Raw genomic sequence first — 17,174 nt, 5'->3', positions numbered from 1 at the left:
CTGATTTTGAGGGCGCAAAGCCTACACCAGTTTCTGCAACTGCGCCGCCGTATCCGCTGCTCCCATGGTCTGGGCCGCCGCCAGCGCGGTCACGCCCTGGGCATCCGTCGCCTGGGGATTGGCGCCTTGGCTGAGCAAGTAGTCCACCATTTCGGTACGGTTGAACATTGCGGCCATCATCAATGCGGTGCGGCCATCTGCAGAGGCAGCGTCTACCGGGGTGGCGCCTTCAATCAGCGCCTTGACCACCGGCAGATTGCCTTTAAACGCTGCGCCGGCAATCGGCAGTTGATTTTTATCATTGGCGATCTGCGGGTCGGCCTTGAATTCGAGCAGCACTTTCACCGCATCAGCGTGGCCATGGTAGGCCGACAGCATCAGCAGGGTATCGCCATTGTGATTACGCAGGTTCGGCGGCAACCCCTTGGCCAACAGCGCTGCCAGCATTGCAGCGTCACCCTTGCGGGCCACATCGAACACCTGCTCGGCAAATTCAGCGGCTTCATCGGCGGTCATTTGTTTGGCTTGGTCTGACATGTAGGAGCTCCTTGTCTGATGCTGTATAAGGCGCCCAGTCTCGCGAGGGAGTTCCCGCCTGTCATGGTTTTTTTCCGAAAACCCGCAATAGCCAAAATCAATAGCGGTATTTGCCCGACTGGATATCGGTCCACAACTGGCTCGTGACGGGAATATAGCTGTCCGCCCCCGGCAGCCAGGCAAAAAGCGGGTCTTCACCGGCCTTTTCAGGGTCAAACGCCTGTTCCTTGAGCTTCACCTTCTGATATTTGAAGGTGCCGGTGGTGTCCATTTTCAGTTTGATCCGCAAGAACAGGGGCACGGCATAGGTGGGCAAACGGCTCTGCGCAAACTGCAGCAGTTCACGCATATCCAGGGCGGCCAGTGACTCGCTCGGAGTAATCGCCGCCATGCCTGCCCGGCCGTCGGTGTCGTTGATTTCAACGCCATAGGCGACGACTTCGGAAATCTGCGGGTGCTGCAGCAGGAAATTTTCCACTTCAGTGGTGGAAACGTTCTCGCCTTTCCAGCGATAGGTATCCCCCAGGCGATCGACAAATTGCGCATGCCCAAAACCGATGCTGCGCAACAGGTCGCCGGTATTGAAATAGCGATCGCCCTTCTCGAACACGTCGTTCACCACCACCTTGCGGTTCTTTTCAGGGTCGGTGTAGCCATCAAACGGCGCCTTGTCATCGATCCTCGCCAGCAACAGACCCTGGCCGCCCTTCTGCACCTCGTGCATAAAACCGTTGCTGCCGCGTATCGGCTCACAGGTGTCATGCGCGTATTCCACCAGCGCCCAATGCATCAGGGAAAAACCGATGGTGTTATCGAAATTCAAGACATTGGTGAAACCGATATTGCCGTCGCTGGCGGCGTACAGCTCACAAATGTGCTCGACACCAAAACGTTCCTTGAATGACGCCCATACGCCCGGACGCAAACCATTGCCGATCATCTTGACCACCCGGGTATCGCGATCACGCTCACTGGGCGGCTGCTCGAGCAGGTAACGGCATAACTCGCCGACATAACCCAGGGTCGTCGCGTTGAATTTGCGTACATCTTCCCAGAACTGGCTGGCGCTGAACTTGCGGCGAATGGCAAAACCCGAAGCGCCGGCAATCGCCGAGCCCCAACACACGCACAAGCCGGTGGCGTGGTACAGCGGCAATGTGCAGTAGACGACGTCTTCAGGTCGCATATCCAGAGCGATGGTGCCGAAACTGGCCGAGGATTTCATCCAGCGACCATGCTTGAACACACCTGCCTTGGGCAGCCCGGTCGTGCCGGAGGTGTAGATGTAGAAGCAAGGATCATTGCAGTAGATGTGCTGGCTACTCGCGGGATTGTCTACCGCTCCTGCCGCACTGGCCGCCAGCAGGTCGACATAGTCTTGGGCAACAGTGATGGGCGGCTGGTCGGCGACAAACCAGGTGCGCCGTGGCTCGATCGCTACCTGTTCACGCACCGCCGTGTAGGCATCGACCAGTTCGGCCCCCACCATAATCGCCACCGGCTGCACCAGGTTGAGACTGTGCACCAGCACCGCCTGAGTATGTGCGGTGTTGAGCATGGCGCAAACACCCCCGAGCTTGGCCACGGCCAGTACACTCAGCAGCAGTTCGGGGCGGTTCTCGATAAACAGTGCGACCACATCACCCTTGGCGATCCCCTGCGCTTGCAGATAATGGGCGATGCGGTTGGCTTGTTGATTGGCCTGGTGATAGCTGAGTACCGTATCGCCGTACAGCAACGCCGCACCTTGCGGATTGCGCAGGGTGGCTTGCTCAAAGGTCCAGGCCAGCCCGCACGGCTGTCGGGGGTCGGTGATATTAGCGACGCGCATACCACGCACCAGTCGTGGCAAGGTCCTGACAATGCTTGGTAGCTTACGCAGCATCATGCTCCAGGTAATCATCTCGCCTCGCGGGTGATTCATGCGCAGCCGTCCTTTTCTTATTATTCGTATGATCCTTGGACATGCATCCGGCGTATGACCGATAGCACACGTCTTGCAGGAAAATACGCCAGCCATTCTTTGGCTGTACACGCGGGATTTGAAAAGTTTTGTATCCCGGGTCCCGTCAAGAGAAACAAGGAATTTCCTCGGCGCTTGACGGATCCATAACCCGAACAGCCCCCCAACCACCCCGGCGGCGGCAATGAACAACGCAAAATGCAGGATGCACGATGGCCATTCATGCAAATTGCACGAAAACGAAAATCACAATAATTTGTAACTACTTGATTTTAAAAGAAATTATATAACGCGAAATACTGGCACAATCGCTGCACTTATCACTCCACGCTGCCCAACATGAGCCAATGGAGCTGATAGACATGAGCCTGATCCAAGATAAATTTGCTTCTGTATTCTCCAACTACGACGTCACCACCCAACCGCGTCCGGACGGTGGCATCCTGCTGACCTTGCGTAACAGCGAAGGCAAGCAGGTCAAGCGCTCGATCTCCTATCAGCAGCTGCACACGGCCGACCAATTGACCTGGGTCATCAGCGCCATTCGCCGTGACCTGGCCGAACAAGCCAGCGAGCTGCCCCAGATTTCGATGCTGCAAAGCCAACACCGCTTCGCCTTGCCGACCTACCATTCGGCATAAGTACAGGTTTCAACAAACGGGCCGTGACGCATTGCGCATCACGGCCCGTTTTGGTTCTCGGCATAACTCCCGCTTGATCGCCCCGCCGCCCAGCGCAGGACTTCCCGCTCTTTGGCTGTCATGGGCCTATTCACCCAGAGTTGTCCATCAAACTACTTAAACTCCAACAGGACCGACACAATTAACAGCCAACCACCACTACCAATCAGCATCGCTGCTTTGATTTTCAGTAGCCGCTTGAGATGAGGGGGGAAGTTTTCGAGATCGACAGGATCCAGTTCGCCGATGATGAGTGATGACCTTGGCATTGTGATCATCTGGGTGATTTTTGCTATCTCCAAGAGGGACCAAATCAAACCTCGTTTCCCTAGGTTTGCCCCCCAAAGATGAATATAACGGCTGTTCTTCAAGGCCTCTTTAATGGCGCCTAACTTACAGTGGCTCAGGTACAGACTGAAGGCAAAACCCGCAAATGCTAGCAGGCCCCAGCCACCAAGAACAATGATCGCAACCCAGGGAGACCACGTGTCGATATTGGTCATGGTTGAATAACTTCGTAGATCTTCTCCCCAATAGCTTCGCCAGCCTTACCACCGTAAGTCGTACCCACCCATGCGCCAGTCCCTACTATGGCAGCGGCACAGACAACACCACCGACACCTGTAGAGACGCCAAGCGCGAGACAGATCGGTATACCAGCTAATCTGCCTATTTCTCCACCTGCGGCACCACCAAAGGTAGACAAGCCAAACTTCCCCCCTTCCGTAAACTTGACCCTCTTACACGCCTCTCCAGAATCGCCATTACACACCTGCTGAATCGCCAGCAACGAAGACACGCCCCCAATCCCGATACCGATATACCCGCCGGCCGCACGACTGGTCGCTTCCACATGGGTGGCATAGCCCGGAATCTGCCCCGGTGCACCGGCCTTGTTCCAGTGATGCACCAGACTTCGCCTGGCAATGCGCGGGACCACTCTCAACATGCAGTGGCCTTCCAGCCCGTTACTCAAATTCCAGCAGCACAGATATAGCCACTAGCCATATGGCACCTCCTAACATCACCATTGTTACGATTTTCAGTCGACGCTTCAGGTACCGAGGGAAGTTTTCAAGATCGACTGGGTCCAAATCACCGAGCCGGATATATGCCTTTGGCATCGTGATCATTCCGGCTATTTTTGCGATTTCCAATAGGGACCAAATGCAACCCCGCTTCCCCAAACTCGTGCCCCAAATATAAATATAACGACTGTTCTTCAAGGCCTCCTTGATGGCGTCCAGATGACGGTGACTCAGGTACAAACTGTATGCAGAACCTGTGGCCGCAAGCAGAAACGGGCCCGCCAAAAGCCAGATAGCTAGCCAAGACTTCCAAAACTCCTCCGCTGTCATGGCAGTGTTTTCTCGTATAACTTTTCGCCTAATCGTTCGCCACCCATACCGCCGTAAGTCGTACCCACCCACGCGCCAGTCCCTACTATGGCCGCGACGCAGACAACACCGCCGAGACCTGTAGAAACACCAAGCGCCAGGCAAATCGGACCACTGGTATAACTGGCTGCCCATCCGCCTAAGGCACCACTCGCGGTAGCTCCGCCAAACTTCCCCCCTTCCGTAAACTTGACCCTCTCACACGCCTCTCCAGAATCGCCGCTACACACCTGCTGAATCGCCAGCAACGAAGACACGCCCCCAATCCCAATACCGATATACCCGCCCGCCGTCATGTACTTGGCCGCACGACTGGTCGCTTCCACATGGGTGGCATAGCCCGGAATCTGCCCCGGTGCACCGGCCTTGTTCCAGTGATGCACCAGACTCTTGCTGGAAATGCCCAGCGCCGCTTTCAACTTCGGATGGTCGCCCAAGGTTGTCTGGCCACGCAGTCGAGTGGAATTCAACAGGTGGGCATCCAACTGGTTGATCAAGTGCCGGCGATCGGCGAAGAACTGCGGTGATTTCAGGTGGCCGTGCTGACGATAGCTTTCCTGATGCAAGCGTTCCATGGCTTGCAGGGTGTCGCGCAGGTTGCTCAGGTGCTTTTCCATCACCACCGCGCTGACGCCAAGCCAGGTTGAGGTCTGCCCGCTAAAGCTGGCGATTTCAGCCGCGTGGCGGAGCATGAACTCGGCCTCCTCCGGTGTCAGGGGATCGAGGGACGCCTGGACCTGTTGCGCGGCCTGCATCAATTGCGCTTCCGGGTAGGTGCAGGACATGTTGTCCGGGTCGCTGAGCACAATCATCGAGCCGGCTTTCACATCGCCGACATGCGGATTGAGCGCTTGGAACTTGCTCATCACCGCCGGATCGCGCACCGGGAACAGCGTGGCTTCCAGTGCTTCGCGGGTCATGCTTTTGGGCGCAATATAGAAACCCGGTTCCTGGCCCTGCAGGCTGGTGAATGGCGTTGGGGCTGGCGTGTTCGAAGGGGTGAAGCTGGCTTGCTGCGGCGCCACCGAACGAGTGACTGGGGCCGCTTCAGCGGCTCGCGGTGCAGCGTTGTGGCTGCTGTAGGAAGCCGTGGACACCGAAGGAATCAGTCGGGCTTGGCAGGGGCAACCGCTGAGGCTGTCCAGCGTGCCAGCCATAAGCCTGCCATGACTGTTCATGTGGGAAATGCCGCCGAGGATCTTATAAATCTCGCCGTTCTTGCCACAGGTGACCCGGTCACCTTCGCAAGCATGAAGCAGGCCATAGAAGTTGATTCGTTTATCACCCTCCAGCACTTCGCCGCCGCAGGTGGTCTTGTCACCCAGGCCAATGAAATATCCTTTATTCATCCGTGGTTTTCTCCAGTTCATCCGGCATAAGCCAATAGAGGGACTGGAAATAAGACGACGGGGGATGTGCCCATCACAAGCCCACAGGCTGGGCCGTGACCGACGAAAAGGAAGCTTCGCCCAACAACAGCTACCGATGTCCTACAGCGTTGTCTGGCGGGGGATTGATTGGGTGAGTATGCCTATCAAGTCTGGCGATGGCCCGATCAGACGCCTCAGTCGTCCAGGCCCGGAAAAACCGCTGCGATAGCGCTGGCCGTGACGGCGGGCACTGTCCCCTGCCGAGTATCGAACACACGTAGCGTAACGAAATGCGGGTTCTCGCCTATATCGAACCAATGCGGCATACCGGCCGGGATGATCAACAGATCGTTTCTCTCGCAACGTACGGCATATACATAATCGTCGACATGCAGAGTAAACAGGCCTTGGCCCGCCACGATAAGGCGTACATGGTCTTCGCTGTAACGCTGCTCGAGGAGGAACTGCGCGCGCATTTCGGCTTTCTGCGGGTGATCGCAGGTGACACTGAACAGCTCGACGTTCGCGTAACCGAGGGCATCGAGCTGTGCCTGGTAAGCCGCGAACAGTTCAGCCTCGCTGGCCTCCTTTTCCAGGGATGTGGCCGGCTGCCAACGCTCGAAGCGTACGCCGAGCGTGGCCAGGGTCGACACAATATCCTCGAAGTGGGTCAGGACCTTGTTCGGGGTGTCGGGTGAAGCGACGGGGAAGACGGCAACATAACTCATTGAACGATTCCTTGGTTTTGCTCTTGCAATCGAAGACCGATGACAATGGCAGCGGCCAATGCGGCGACGCTGGCGATACTGAAGGTCAGGGTCGGCCCCAGCAGGTTCCAGCTATAACCGGAATAAAGGGCTCCCAGAGCGCCGCCAGTGCCGGCCAAGGCGGCATATAACGCCTGGCCCTGGCCTTGCTGGCGATCGCCGAAACTGCGTTGGACAAAGGCAATGGCCGCCGCGTGGAAACTGCCGAAGGTCGCCGCGTGCATCACCTGCGCCAGTATCAACACCCAGAAAAACTCGGCGAAGGAGCCCAACAGCAACCAGCGCACTGCCGCCAGCAGGAAACTGGCCATCAGCACACGACGCACCGAGAAGCGCGCCAGCAGGCGGCTCATGGCCAGGAACATCAACACTTCCGCCACCACTCCCAGGGCCCATAACAGGCCGATCACGCCCCGACTGTAACCGAGGTTTTCGAGGTGCAGGGTCAGGAAGGTGTAATACGGACCGTGGCTCATTTGCATCAGCGCAACGCAGGCATAGAACGCCAGCACGCCGGGGCTGCGCAATTGCCGCAAAAAGCCATCACCGGCCACGCGATTGCCCTGGGACACGGGTTGGGCGTTGGGCACCCACAGGCTGGCACCGACGATGCCAGCCATGATCAGAATGATCGCCACCGGGTAAATATCCAGGCTCAACGCCTCGAACAGGCGCCCCAAGGCCACCACGGCGAGAATGAAACCGATGGAGCCCCACAGGCGGATCTGGCTGTAGCGCGAGGTCTGGCCTTGCAGATGGGCCAGGGTAATCACTTCAAACTGTGGCAGCACCGCGTGCCAGAAGAACGCATGCAAAGCCATCACCAGCGCCAGCCAGGCGTAGCTTTGGCTGATGAATATCAGCGAAAAACTCAATAAGGTGCACACCGCGCCAAACCGCACGATGGCCAGGCGCCGGCCGGTGTAGTCCCCCAGCCAGCCCCATATATTGGGGGCCACGCAGCGCATCAACATCGGGATGGCCACCAGCTCGCCAATACGCGCGCTGGAGAAGCCCAAGTGATGGAAGTACAGCGCGAGGAACGGCGCCGTCGCCCCCAGCAGGGCGAAATAGAACAGGTAGAAGCTGGAAAGTCGCCAGTAAGGAAGGCTTGCCACGGCCGTCAGACCGTCACAACTGACCCAGCACCGGCGTGGTCACACGCACCTCGGCATTCTGGCCACGATGGCGCAGCAGGTGATCCATCAACACGATAGCCATCATCGCCTCGGCAATCGGCGTGGCGCGGATACCGACGCACGGGTCGTGGCGACCTTTGGTGATCACCTCCACCGGATTGCCGTGGACATCAATCGAACGCCCAGGTGTGGTGATGCTCGAAGTCGCCTTGAGGGCCAGGTGCGCAACAATCGGCTGGCCGGAGGAAATCCCGCCCAGAATGCCACCGGCGTTGTTGCTGAGAAAGCCTTCCGGGGTCAGCTCATCGCGGTGCTCGGTGCCGCGCTGGGCGACACACGCGAAACCGGCGCCGATTTCCACGCCTTTGACCGCGTTGATACTCATCAGCGCATGGGCCAGCTCGGCATCCAGACGGTCGAAAATCGGCTCGCCCAGTCCTGGCATCACGCCTTCGGCAACCACGGTAATTTTCGCCCCGACAGAGTCCTGATCGCGTCGCAGTTGGTCCATATAGGCCTCCAACTCCGGCACTTTGTCCGGGTCGGGGCAGAAGAAGGCGTTGTCTGGCACGCTGTCCCAGCTTTTGAACGGAATTTCGATCGGGCCCAGCTGGCTCATGTAGCCACGAATGACGATGCCTTGGGTCGCCAGGTATTTCTTCGCGATGGCACCGGCAGCAACACGCATCGCGGTTTCCCGCGCCGAGCTGCGGCCGCCGCCACGGTAATCGCGCTCACCGTATTTGTGGTGATAGGTGTAGTCGGCATGGGCCGGGCGGAACAAGTCCTTGATCGCCGAGTAGTCCTTGGACTTCTGGTCGGTGTTGCGGATCAACAGGCCGATGGCGCAACCGGTGGTGCGGCCCTCGAAGACGCCGGAGAGGATTTCGACTTCATCGGGCTCCTGGCGCTGGGTGGTGTGGCGACTGGTACCGGGCTTGCGGCGGTCGAGGTCGCGTTGCAGATCCTCCAGGCACAGCGCGAGGCCCGGCGGGCAGCCGTCGACAATGGCGACCAACGCCGGACCATGGCTTTCGCCAGCGGTGGTGACTGTGAACAGCTTGCCGTAGGTATTGCCGGACATGCAGGGCGCTCCGTGAAATCAGTTGAACCAACTCAACCGCGATAACTAAGCGCGCCAGTATACGCAGGCTAACCGAGTAGTTCATCCTCGAAACCTTACCGGTAGACATTGGTCCAACCGGCACCTTCCTGATGATGGCGCGATGATGCTTCGAGTTTTGCTGTTTACCCTCACCCTGTTCTGCACCGTGGCCCACGCGGCCCTGCCTGTCGTGCTGCAACGCCCTATCAGTCTGGAAACCGGCAGTGGCGAGCTGTCTGGTTCATTGCTGCTGCCCAAATCCGCGCATCCGGTGCCAGTGGTACTGATCATTGCCGGCTCGGGGCCTACCGATCGCAACGGCAACAGCGCCGATGGCGCACGTAACGACAGCCTCAAGCGCCTGGCCTGGGTACTTGCCAGGCACAACATCGCCAGCGTGCGCTACGACAAGCGCGGCGTCGCTGCCAGCCTCAAGGCCACGCCTGACGAGCGCAACCTGACGCTGGACGCCTATGTCGCCGACGCCGTGGCCTGGGGCAGGTTGCTCAAATCCGATTCGCGGCTGGGGCCGTTGATTGTGCTGGGCCACAGCGAAGGCGCGCTGGTAGCCGCCCTCGCCGCCCCACAGCTGAATCCGGCCGGGGTCATTTCCCTGTCCGGCAGCGCTCGCCCAGTGGATCAAGTGATTCGTCAACAACTGGCCGATCACTTGCCGCCGGCCCTGTTGCTGCGCAGCAACCAGATTCTCGACCAGCTCAAGGCCGGCAAGGTTGATAACGATGTACCGGCACCACTTCAAAGTATTTTTCGTCCCAGCGTGCAGCCTTATTTGATCAGCCTGTTTCGCGCCGACCCTTCGGCGGCGTTCGCCAGGCTGACGATGCCGGCCCTGATCATCCAGGGCACCCACGACCTGCAGGTCGGTGTCGCCGATGCGCGGAAACTCAAGGCAGCCAAGCCGGATGCGCAGCTGACGGTGATTCCCGGCATGAACCATGTCATGCGGATCGTGCCCAACGACGTGAAACAACAATTGAGCTCCTACAACGATCCGCAATTGCCCCTCGCGGCCGAGCTGGGTAACCGCCTGGTGCGCTTTATCGACGGACTTCGCCATCGTTAAGCCAGTATTTACCCTCCAGTCTTGAAGAAAGCGGCCGATAAGCACAAGGTCGACAGCAAAAAGCCTGTCGACCTGCAAGGCTTGGACAGGATCGCGCCGAATGACGAACACCGAAGCAATACCCGAATCGCCCCCTGAAGCCGAAGAACCCGTAGCGGCCACTTTGCCGTGGGCGGAGGTTCAAGCTGAACACTTCAGAATGCTGCGCCTGGCGCCCTTGACCATCGACCGCGCCACCGGCGCACGCCCGCTGCGTTTTGTGCAGTTTGGCTATGCCGAACGCAACGACAAGGACCACAGCCTGCTGCGCATGGTCATCCAGTTGCCCGGGCAGCGGGTCCGGCGCGAGCAGAATCATTTGGATATCCACGTCGATCACGCCACCCAACGCGTGCATTTTGGCCCGGGCAGCAGCCTGGAGATCGAACCGCCAAACCGTGGTCTGGGTCGCTTCCTGGTAGCCCAGGGCGCCGCCTGGGCGAAAAAGAAGTGGTCGCACTATCGCATCGACGGCGTCACCCTGGCGAACAAAGACGCGCTGAATGAAGCCACGCGGCTGCGGCGTGATCATTTCCTGCGGGTTCAGGGTTTTGATGTGGCCTATGCCGATGTCCAGCATTTGAAAGGCCATGTGCAGCCCGGCAAGGTCCGCGATGTGCTGGACAGTTGGAACACCGAGAAAGTGCAGTTCGTGGAAATCCTCGAAGCGGCGCAGATGCTGCAACAAGCCGAGCAGAATCTGACGGAACAGCATGTGAAGCTGCGCAAGGAGGAGGAAAAAGTCCTCAAGTTCAAGCGCGAGGACAGCGGTTTGCGCTTCACCATTACTTGCCTGGTGGCGTTTACCGTGTTTCAGGCGGGGTTATTGATCTGGATTGCTACGCACCGTTGATTGCTTGGGTTCGGTGGCAGACAGCGGGTTGGAGTTGGGGTACATATCCGTTGCTGCGGTCATGGCTGATATGGGTTTCGCCCTTACGGCGAGTCACTTTCGAAAAGCGCGAAAGTAGCGCTCTTGCCCCACCACTCGGCACCTCGCTTAGGCTCGGTGTGCCCGCAGTCCGACATTGATTCGGGGGGGCGCCGCGATGGGCCATCCCTGGCCCAGCGCGGCTAAACCGGCGTCCTGCCGGTTTAGCCCCCGAATCAATCCCGGACTGCGGCCAGCGTGGTTTAACGGGGCGCCTAAGATCAAGATCAAGAGCAGATCAACAGACCGCTGACTCGTCAGCGAATAAGGAGGTAGAGGCCACACCGCGTACGCTTCAGAGATGTGGGCCGCCAATCTGACTCAAACTCGAGAAGCAAACAGCGCCTGGTGCGCCCGGCACTGCTCGGCCGTGAGCATGAACACGCCGTGCCCGCCGCGCTGGAAGTCCAGCCAGGCAAAGTCCACTTCCGGATAAAGAGCTTCGACGTGAACCTGGCTGTTGCCGACCTCGACAATCAACAGTCCCTTCTCGGTCAAATGCTCGGCCGCCTCGGCCAACATCCGCCGTACCAGGTTCAAGCCATCATCACCGCACGCCAGGCCCAGCTCCGGCTCATGCTGATATTCATCCGGCATGTCGGCAAAGTCTTCGGCGTCGACGTAGGGCGGGTTGGACACGATCAGGTCAAAACGCTGGCCCGGCAGGCCGTCGAAACCGTCACCCTGCACGGTATAGACCCGCTCGTCGGCGCCGTGGCGCTCAATGTTCTGATTGGCCACCTCCAAGGCTTCGAAGGACAGGTCCGCAAGCACCACCTCGGCCTCCTGGAATTCGTAGGCGCATGCAATACCGATACACCCGGAACCGGTGCACAGATCGAGAATCCGTGCAGGCGGTGCGCCCAACCAGGGTTCAAAGCGGTTTTCGATCAACTCGCCGATGGGTGAACGCGGAATCAGCACCCGTTCATCGACAATGAACGACATGCCACAGAACCAGGCTTCGCCCAGCAGGTAAGCGGTGGGTACACGCTCCTCGATGCGGCGCTTGAGCAAACGCTGCAGGTTAACCAACTCATTGTCTTCGAGGTTGCAGTCCAGGTAGCTATCGGCGATTTCCCAAGGCAAGTGCAAGGCGCCAAGCACCAGTTGCCGGGCTTCGTCCCAGGCATTGTCGGTGCCATGGCCAAAAAACAGGTCTTCCCCATGGAAACGGCTGACAGCCCAACGGATATGGTCGCGCAAGGTGCGCAGGCGGGAAGTGATCACGGGGGCAAACTCCTGGAAAAAACGACTGGCAATTCTAACAGCCTTGAGCTGTACCGACGATGTACGAAAACACCTTAGCCATACGTCCGATTTCATCCACTTTGTGTGTTTTCCAGCCCCCGCGCGCGCCTCTTGACACGGCTGTAAGCCAGCAACGGCGTACCTTGCGTGAGTAGCGATTCACAGAACCGCTCAGCCAGAGGACAATGTCGCAAAAGCCCCACTCACAGGAGCCCCAGAATGTCCGTTCCAAAGACGATGTTTCAACTCAGCGGTCGTGGTTACGCGCCGGCCAATTTGAGCCACGCGACCCTTGTGATCATCGATGCCCAGAAAGAATACTTGAGCGGTCCACTGGCCTTGTCGGGCATGGACAGCGCCGTGGAAAACATCAAGCAGTTGACCGCGGCGGCGCGCGGTGCGAGTCGTCCGATCGTCCACGTGCATCACTTGGGCACCGTCGGCGGCCTGTTCGACCCACAGGGCGAACGTGGCGAGTTCATTCCCGGCCTGGAGCCTGCGGGTGACGAAACGGTCATCGGCAAGTTGCTGCCCAGCGCCTTCCACGGCACATCGCTGGAAAAACGCCTGCAGGACTTGGGTTCCCTGGACCTGATCGTCTGCGGCTTCATGAGCCACTCCAGTGTCAGCACCACGGTGCGGGCGGCGAAGAACCTGGGCTTCCGTTGCACCTTGGTGGAAGACGCCTGCGCTACGCGGGACCTGCCTTACAAAGGCGGCATCCTCAGCGCCGAACATGTACAGCAAACTGAGATGGCCATCATGGCCGACAATTTCGCCACACTTGCCTTGACCAAAGATCTGATCTGATCGCCCTTGCGATGAGCGGTGCGGCCCTCTTGCGGCCCCGCTCATCTGTAAAGGCCTGTCATTTGCCGCAATTGCCTCCCAGTCCGGAACAAGTTGTTTATCTTCCGGTCGAAGGGCCGATACCCTGGAGGAAAGGTCGGAATGAAGATATCCGATGGTTTTGACGCTCGTCGCTTGCGCCCCAAAGGCCCGAGCAACTGGCGTTTGCGCTTGGGCGCCGGTTTTGCCGCGCTGCTGGCGATGTTTGGTTTACTGTTGACGGTGGCCGGCGCGGCCGGTCTGTTTGGACTCTCAGCCGCCCTTGGCGAGTTGAATGCCAGCCCTGCGGGCTCTGCAATACTGCTGGTGATCGGACTATTGATCCTGTGGTTCGGCATCTGGTTGTGGCGTCGTTGCCGACGTCGTATGCGCCAGCCGCTGTCACTGAACATTGCCTCGCACCTGATGAAAAAGCACGACTGATGGAGCTCTGATAGCGTTTTGTCCCGCATGCACCACCACGTTTTGGGTAAACTGCCCGCCCTGCGCGGAGGCTGACATGCAAGACGACGACTTTTCCCTGTTCAAAAACGAGCTTCGCGGCGTCAAGCCGATCAAGCACGACCGCGCCGACACCGGCAAACCCAAGACCGACCGCGCGCAGATCGCCAAACTGCGCCAGGCGGCCACGGTGCGCACGGACGCGACCACGGTGGACGGGCTGTCGGACCAGTTTGTCATCGACGTCGGCCCCGAGGATGAACTGATGTGGGCCCGCGACGGTGTCCAGGAAAGCCAGGTACGCAAGCTCAAATCTGGCCAGATCCCCTTTGAAGGCAGCCTGGACCTGCACGGCATGACCGTGGAAAAAGCCCGGAAAACCCTCTGGGCCTTCCTCGCCGAAGCCACCCGGTTCGAAATCCGCTGCGTGCGTGTCACCCATGGCAAAGCCGTGCGCCTGGATGGCAAACGGCCGATGATCAAGAGCCACGTCAACACCTGGCTGCGCCAGCATGCCCAAGTGCTCGGGTTTACCTCATGCCAGCCGCGGCATGGCGGAGCCGGTGCGGTCTACGTGATGCTCAAGCGCACGATGCTCGAAGGACGTGACGAGTAAGTCCGGCCGATTTACCGCGTCACCGCCTCCGGCCATACACCTCTTGCCATAGCTACGCTACTATGTGCGCCAATCACTGGCGATGCTGCGCAACTCCTTGCTCGCTGGCGTACAGCTTCACATTGGTACAGGCATACACCGTACCGCTCTGAAACCCATACGGAAACAGCCCTGTGACATTGGAACAAAACTACACCGCGATCCTCGGCCAACTGGGTGAGGACGTCTCCCGCGAGGGTCTGCTCGACACGCCGAAACGTGCCGCCAAGGCGATGCAGTACCTGTGCCGTGGCTACGAGCAGACGCTGGAAGAGGTCACCAACGGTGCCCTGTTCAGCTCCGATAACAGCGAGATGGTGTTGGTCAAGGACATCGAGTTGTACTCGCTGTGCGAACACCACCTGCTGCCTTTCATCGGCAAGGCCCACGTCGCATACATCCCGAGCGGCAAGGTATTGGGCCTGTCGAAGGTCGCGCGCATCGTCGACATGTACGCCCGTCGCCTGCAGATCCAGGAAAACCTCAGCCGCCAGATCGCCGATGCGGTACTGCAAGTCACCGGCGCCCTGGGCGTGGCCGTGGTGATCGAGGCCAAGCACATGTGCATGATGATGCGCGGTGTGGAGAAACAGAACTCGTCGATGATCACCTCGGTGATGCTGGGCGAGTTCCGCGAAAACGCGGCGACCCGCAGTGAGTTCCTCAGCCTGATCAAGTAACAGGCCGCTTCGATAAAACCGGCGTTCATCGTCGGTTTTTTTTCGCCTGTGGAAAATCAGGTAAGCTGCCGCCCCTTCTGTCATGCACAAGAGGTTTCAGGCATGTTCGTCAAAGCACTTCGAGTCGGTCTCGGCCACGTCATCATCGCCGCCGACTTAATCACCCGCCCTCGCAAAAAGCAGCGTCCTGCCGAGCAACAGGCCCAAGTGAACGCGGCAGCCAAGGGCCTGACCCTGTATCAGTTCCACGCCTGTCCGTTCTGTGTAAAGACCCGCCGTACCCTGCATCGCTTGAATGTGCCGGTGGCGTTGAAGGACGCCAAGAACAATGAACAGGATCGCCAGACCCTGCTTGAGCAAGGCGGCAAGATCAAAGTGCCCTGCCTGCGCATTGAAGAAAATGGCCAGACCACCTGGATGTATGACTCCAAGGTGATCATTGATTATCTGGACCAGCGCTTCGCGGCGATCTGACTCACCGCGAAGCCCGCGCATCAGTCGAGCATCGCCACGTGTTTCGGATGACTCGCCACGCGCTCGAGCCAGGCCTGTACCGCCGGATAAGGGCTCAGGTCGAAACCGCCTTCATGGGCCACGTGAGTGTAGGCATACAGCGCGATATCGGCGATGGAATACTGCTCGCCCACCAGGTACGGCGTGGCTTGCAGTTGGCGCTCCATGACCTTCAAGGCCTTGTAGCCGCCCTTGTGGGTTGTCTTGTATTCCTCCAGTCGATCTTCCGGCATCCCCAGGTAATACTGGATAAACCGCGCCACGGCGATGTATGGCTCATGGCTGTACTGCTCGAAAAACTGCCATTGCAACACTTGGGTGCGCAGGCGCGGCTCGCTGGGCAGGAATTCGCTGCCGTCGGCCAGGAAGTTGAGGATCGCGTTGGATTCCCACAGACAGGTTCCGTCGTCCAGTTCCAGCACCGGGATCTTGCCGTTGGGGTTTTTCGCCAGGAATTCTGCAGTCTGAGTGTCGCCCTTCAAGATATCGACATCCACCCACTGATACGGGATGCCCAACAAGTTGAGCATCAACTTGATCTTGTAGCAGTTGCCCGAACGGTAATCGCCGTAAACCTTGTACATGAAACTCTCCTTATGCCGCTTGCGCGAGCTGTGCTTGACGGATTACCGTCGCGAGACGCTTGAGACCTTCATCCAGGCGCGCTGGATCGATGTGGCTGAAATTGAGTCGCAAATGACCGTGATGCCGATCCGGCTCGGAAAAGAACGGTTCGCCGGGCATGAACGCAACATCCTGCTCGAGCGCCCGCGCCAATAAAGTGCGGGTGTCCAAGGGTTGTTTCAAGGTCAGCCAGAAGAATAATCCCCCTTCGGGCATCTGCCAGTCGGCCAGCTCACTAAAGTGACGCTCCAACGCTGCCTGGAATCCATCGCGCCGCTCGCGGTAGAAATTGCGCAACGTCGCGAGATGCTGCTGGTATTTTTCGCTGCCGATCCACTGCATTGCCTGCCACTGCCCAACACGATTGGTGTGCAGGTCCGCCGATTGCTTGAGCTTGAGCAGATGCGGGAACAGATCGGGACTGGCGATCAGGTAACCGACACGCAGCCCTGGCAGCAAGGTCTTGGATACCGTGCCAGTGTAGATCCAACTTGCCGCCCGCAGACGGCTGACAATCGGCCGGGCGCTGCCGCCGTCGAAAGTCAGCTCGCGATAGGGCTCGTCTTCGATCAGGGTCACGCCGAACTCGTCCAGCAACGCCGCCACCGCATCACGCTTGGCTTCGCTGTAGCGCACCGCCGATGGGTTCTGGAAGGTCGGAATCAAGTAGATGAAGGCCGGACGCTGGCGCTCCAGGCTGCGGCGCAGCGTCGCCAGGTTCGGGCCATCGGCCTCCAGTTCGACGGTCAGGCAATCGGCGCCAAACAGTTGGAAGATTTGCAACGCCGCGAGGTAGGTCGGGCCTTCCAGCAGAACCTGCGTGCCTTGATCGATATACAACTTGGCGGCCAAGTCGAGGGTTTGCTGGGAACCGCTGACCACCAACACCTGGCTGGCCTCACAGGCAACGCCCAACGTTCGCGCCTCGGCCGCGAGCAACTCGCGCAATTGCGGCTCGCCCTCGCTCATGCCGTACTGGCCGATATTCAGCGGCATCGCCTGCCAGTCCAGCTCGGGCAACATGGCCTCGGCGGGCAGGCCACCGGCAAACGACATCACGTGCGGACGCTGGGCCGCGGCAAGAATCTCACGGATCAAGGAGCTTTTAAGGCGCGAAACACGTTCAGAGAAAGCCATTCGGGTCACCGG

At 59.1% G+C, this 17,174-nt stretch carries 19 protein-coding genes; 8 read left to right on the top strand and 11 right to left on the bottom strand.

Annotated elements, in window-relative coordinates:
* Nucleotides 1-21: 21 nt before the first annotated feature.
* The gene (locus AC6CIA_RS15095; protein WP_498313103.1) at nt 22-537 is read right to left on the bottom strand and encodes an ankyrin repeat domain-containing protein; all 516 of its coding nucleotides are present in this window, start codon (nt 535-537) and stop codon (nt 22-24) included.
* Nucleotides 538-634: 97 nt separating this feature from the next.
* Nucleotides 635-2,461 (bottom strand): long-chain-acyl-CoA synthetase, encoded by a 1,827-nt coding sequence (locus AC6CIA_RS15090; RefSeq protein WP_498313101.1) that lies wholly within the window; start codon nt 2,459-2,461, stop codon nt 635-637.
* A gap of 401 nt (nt 2,462-2,862) precedes the next feature.
* Here AC6CIA_RS15090 and AC6CIA_RS15085 point away from each other — a divergent pair, with 401 nt between their 5' ends.
* On the top strand, nt 2,863-3,141 hold the full coding sequence (locus AC6CIA_RS15085) for a DUF3509 domain-containing protein (RefSeq protein WP_498313099.1): 279 nt from the start codon (nt 2,863-2,865) through the stop codon (nt 3,139-3,141).
* Nucleotides 3,142-3,293: 152 nt separating this feature from the next.
* Here the strand turns inward: AC6CIA_RS15085 and AC6CIA_RS15080 are convergent, their stop codons facing one another.
* The 6 genes from AC6CIA_RS15080 to aroC all read right to left on the bottom strand — a co-directional run bounded on the left by AC6CIA_RS15080 (nt 3,294) and on the right by aroC (nt 8,937).
* On the bottom strand, nt 3,294-3,683 hold the full coding sequence (locus AC6CIA_RS15080) for a hypothetical protein (RefSeq protein ID WP_498313098.1): 390 nt from the start codon (nt 3,681-3,683) through the stop codon (nt 3,294-3,296).
* Nucleotides 3,680-4,129 (bottom strand): hypothetical protein, encoded by a 450-nt coding sequence (locus AC6CIA_RS15075; protein ID WP_498313096.1) that lies wholly within the window; start codon nt 4,127-4,129, stop codon nt 3,680-3,682. The genes AC6CIA_RS15080 and AC6CIA_RS15075 overlap by 4 nt, the downstream gene beginning before the upstream one ends.
* Nucleotides 4,130-4,534: 405 nt before the next feature.
* Entirely contained in the window at nt 4,535-5,926 is a 1,392-nt protein-coding gene (locus AC6CIA_RS15070) for a PAAR domain-containing protein (RefSeq protein WP_498313094.1), read from the bottom strand.
* A gap of 215 nt (nt 5,927-6,141) precedes the next feature.
* Entirely contained in the window at nt 6,142-6,675 is a 534-nt protein-coding gene (locus tag AC6CIA_RS15065) for a 1,2-dihydroxy-3-keto-5-methylthiopentene dioxygenase (protein ID WP_498313092.1), read from the bottom strand.
* Nucleotides 6,672-7,832 carry an MFS transporter gene (locus AC6CIA_RS15060; protein ID WP_498313090.1) on the bottom strand — a complete coding sequence of 387 codons (1,161 nt, stop codon included), beginning with the start codon at nt 7,830-7,832 and terminating at the stop codon, nt 6,672-6,674. Before AC6CIA_RS15060 ends, AC6CIA_RS15065 begins: the two co-directional genes overlap by 4 nt.
* A gap of 13 nt (nt 7,833-7,845) precedes the next feature.
* On the bottom strand, nt 7,846-8,937 hold the full coding sequence (gene aroC, locus AC6CIA_RS15055) for a chorismate synthase (RefSeq protein WP_339532870.1): 1,092 nt from the start codon (nt 8,935-8,937) through the stop codon (nt 7,846-7,848).
* A gap of 142 nt (nt 8,938-9,079) precedes the next feature.
* Between aroC and AC6CIA_RS15050 the strand changes: the two genes are divergently transcribed.
* Nucleotides 9,080-10,042: an alpha/beta hydrolase gene (locus AC6CIA_RS15050; RefSeq protein WP_498313088.1), complete on the top strand. Its 963-nt coding sequence runs from the start codon at nt 9,080-9,082 to the stop codon at nt 10,040-10,042.
* 100 nt (nt 10,043-10,142) lie between these two features.
* Entirely contained in the window at nt 10,143-10,934 is a 792-nt protein-coding gene (locus AC6CIA_RS15045) for a hypothetical protein (protein ID WP_339532868.1), read from the top strand.
* A 399-nt stretch (nt 10,935-11,333) separates the two neighbouring features.
* On the opposite strand, the gene prmB is transcribed toward AC6CIA_RS15045, so the two are convergent.
* Nucleotides 11,334-12,242 carry a 50S ribosomal protein L3 N(5)-glutamine methyltransferase gene (prmB, locus tag AC6CIA_RS15040; RefSeq protein WP_498313086.1) on the bottom strand — a complete coding sequence of 303 codons (909 nt, stop codon included), beginning with the start codon at nt 12,240-12,242 and terminating at the stop codon, nt 11,334-11,336.
* 240 nt (nt 12,243-12,482) lie between these two features.
* Here prmB and AC6CIA_RS15035 point away from each other — a divergent pair, with 240 nt between their 5' ends.
* The 5 genes from AC6CIA_RS15035 to AC6CIA_RS15015 all read left to right on the top strand — a co-directional run bounded on the left by AC6CIA_RS15035 (nt 12,483) and on the right by AC6CIA_RS15015 (nt 15,362).
* Nucleotides 12,483-13,073, top strand: a complete 591-nt coding sequence (locus AC6CIA_RS15035; protein ID WP_498313084.1) for a cysteine hydrolase family protein — start codon at nt 12,483-12,485, stop codon at nt 13,071-13,073.
* Nucleotides 13,074-13,214: 141 nt separating this feature from the next.
* Nucleotides 13,215-13,535, top strand: coding sequence for a hypothetical protein (locus AC6CIA_RS15030; RefSeq protein ID WP_339532865.1), 321 nt, complete (start codon nt 13,215-13,217; stop codon nt 13,533-13,535).
* A 76-nt stretch (nt 13,536-13,611) separates the two neighbouring features.
* Complete coding sequence (locus AC6CIA_RS15025) at nt 13,612-14,169, top strand: Smr/MutS family protein (RefSeq protein ID WP_498313082.1); 558 nt, start codon at nt 13,612-13,614, stop codon at nt 14,167-14,169.
* Between the two features lie 173 nt (nt 14,170-14,342).
* Nucleotides 14,343-14,888, top strand: a complete 546-nt coding sequence (gene folE, locus AC6CIA_RS15020; protein WP_003175229.1) for a GTP cyclohydrolase I FolE — start codon at nt 14,343-14,345, stop codon at nt 14,886-14,888.
* A gap of 102 nt (nt 14,889-14,990) precedes the next feature.
* Nucleotides 14,991-15,362 carry a glutathione S-transferase N-terminal domain-containing protein gene (locus tag AC6CIA_RS15015; protein WP_498313080.1) on the top strand — a complete coding sequence of 124 codons (372 nt, stop codon included), beginning with the start codon at nt 14,991-14,993 and terminating at the stop codon, nt 15,360-15,362.
* A 20-nt stretch (nt 15,363-15,382) separates the two neighbouring features.
* Here the strand turns inward: AC6CIA_RS15015 and AC6CIA_RS15010 are convergent, their stop codons facing one another.
* Nucleotides 15,383-15,985 carry a glutathione S-transferase family protein gene (locus AC6CIA_RS15010; RefSeq protein ID WP_498313078.1) on the bottom strand — a complete coding sequence of 201 codons (603 nt, stop codon included), beginning with the start codon at nt 15,983-15,985 and terminating at the stop codon, nt 15,383-15,385.
* 10 nt (nt 15,986-15,995) lie between these two features.
* A complete protein-coding gene (locus AC6CIA_RS15005) occupies nt 15,996-17,162 on the bottom strand; it encodes an aminotransferase-like domain-containing protein (RefSeq protein WP_498313076.1) in 1,167 nt (388 codons plus the stop codon).
* Between the last annotated feature and the right edge of the window lie 12 nt (nt 17,163-17,174).

This window comes from Pseudomonas sp. GQ91, assembly GCF_059758795.1.
This window is presented reverse-complemented; position numbering and strand designations above follow the sequence as displayed.

Excerpts from the sequence above, each read along its gene's own strand:
- AC6CIA_RS15090 (WP_498313101.1), bottom strand. The coding sequence starts at position 2,461 with ATGAATCACCCGCGAGGCGAGATGATTACCTGGAGCATGATGCTGCGT.
- AC6CIA_RS15065 (WP_498313092.1), bottom strand. The coding sequence starts at position 6,675 with ATGAGTTATGTTGCCGTCTTCCCCGTCGCTTCACCCGACACCCCGAAC.
- AC6CIA_RS15015 (WP_498313080.1), top strand. The coding sequence starts at position 14,991 with ATGTTCGTCAAAGCACTTCGAGTCGGTCTCGGCCACGTCATCATCGCC.
- AC6CIA_RS15080 (WP_498313098.1), bottom strand. The coding sequence starts at position 3,683 with ATGACCAATATCGACACGTGGTCTCCCTGGGTTGCGATCATTGTTCTT.
- AC6CIA_RS15075 (WP_498313096.1), bottom strand. The coding sequence starts at position 4,129 with ATGTTGAGAGTGGTCCCGCGCATTGCCAGGCGAAGTCTGGTGCATCAC.
- AC6CIA_RS15095 (WP_498313103.1), bottom strand. The coding sequence starts at position 537 with ATGTCAGACCAAGCCAAACAAATGACCGCCGATGAAGCCGCTGAATTT.
- AC6CIA_RS15005 (WP_498313076.1), bottom strand. The coding sequence starts at position 17,162 with ATGGCTTTCTCTGAACGTGTTTCGCGCCTTAAAAGCTCCTTGATCCGT.
- AC6CIA_RS15025 (WP_498313082.1), top strand. The coding sequence starts at position 13,612 with ATGCAAGACGACGACTTTTCCCTGTTCAAAAACGAGCTTCGCGGCGTC.
- AC6CIA_RS15010 (WP_498313078.1), bottom strand. The coding sequence starts at position 15,985 with ATGTACAAGGTTTACGGCGATTACCGTTCGGGCAACTGCTACAAGATC.
- AC6CIA_RS15050 (WP_498313088.1), top strand. The coding sequence starts at position 9,080 with ATGATGCTTCGAGTTTTGCTGTTTACCCTCACCCTGTTCTGCACCGTG.
- AC6CIA_RS15070 (WP_498313094.1), bottom strand. The coding sequence starts at position 5,926 with ATGAATAAAGGATATTTCATTGGCCTGGGTGACAAGACCACCTGCGGC.
- AC6CIA_RS15085 (WP_498313099.1), top strand. The coding sequence starts at position 2,863 with ATGAGCCTGATCCAAGATAAATTTGCTTCTGTATTCTCCAACTACGAC.
- aroC (WP_339532870.1), bottom strand. The coding sequence starts at position 8,937 with ATGTCCGGCAATACCTACGGCAAGCTGTTCACAGTCACCACCGCTGGC.
- AC6CIA_RS15035 (WP_498313084.1), top strand. The coding sequence starts at position 12,483 with ATGTCCGTTCCAAAGACGATGTTTCAACTCAGCGGTCGTGGTTACGCG.
- AC6CIA_RS15030 (WP_339532865.1), top strand. The coding sequence starts at position 13,215 with ATGAAGATATCCGATGGTTTTGACGCTCGTCGCTTGCGCCCCAAAGGC.
- AC6CIA_RS15045 (WP_339532868.1), top strand. The coding sequence starts at position 10,143 with ATGACGAACACCGAAGCAATACCCGAATCGCCCCCTGAAGCCGAAGAA.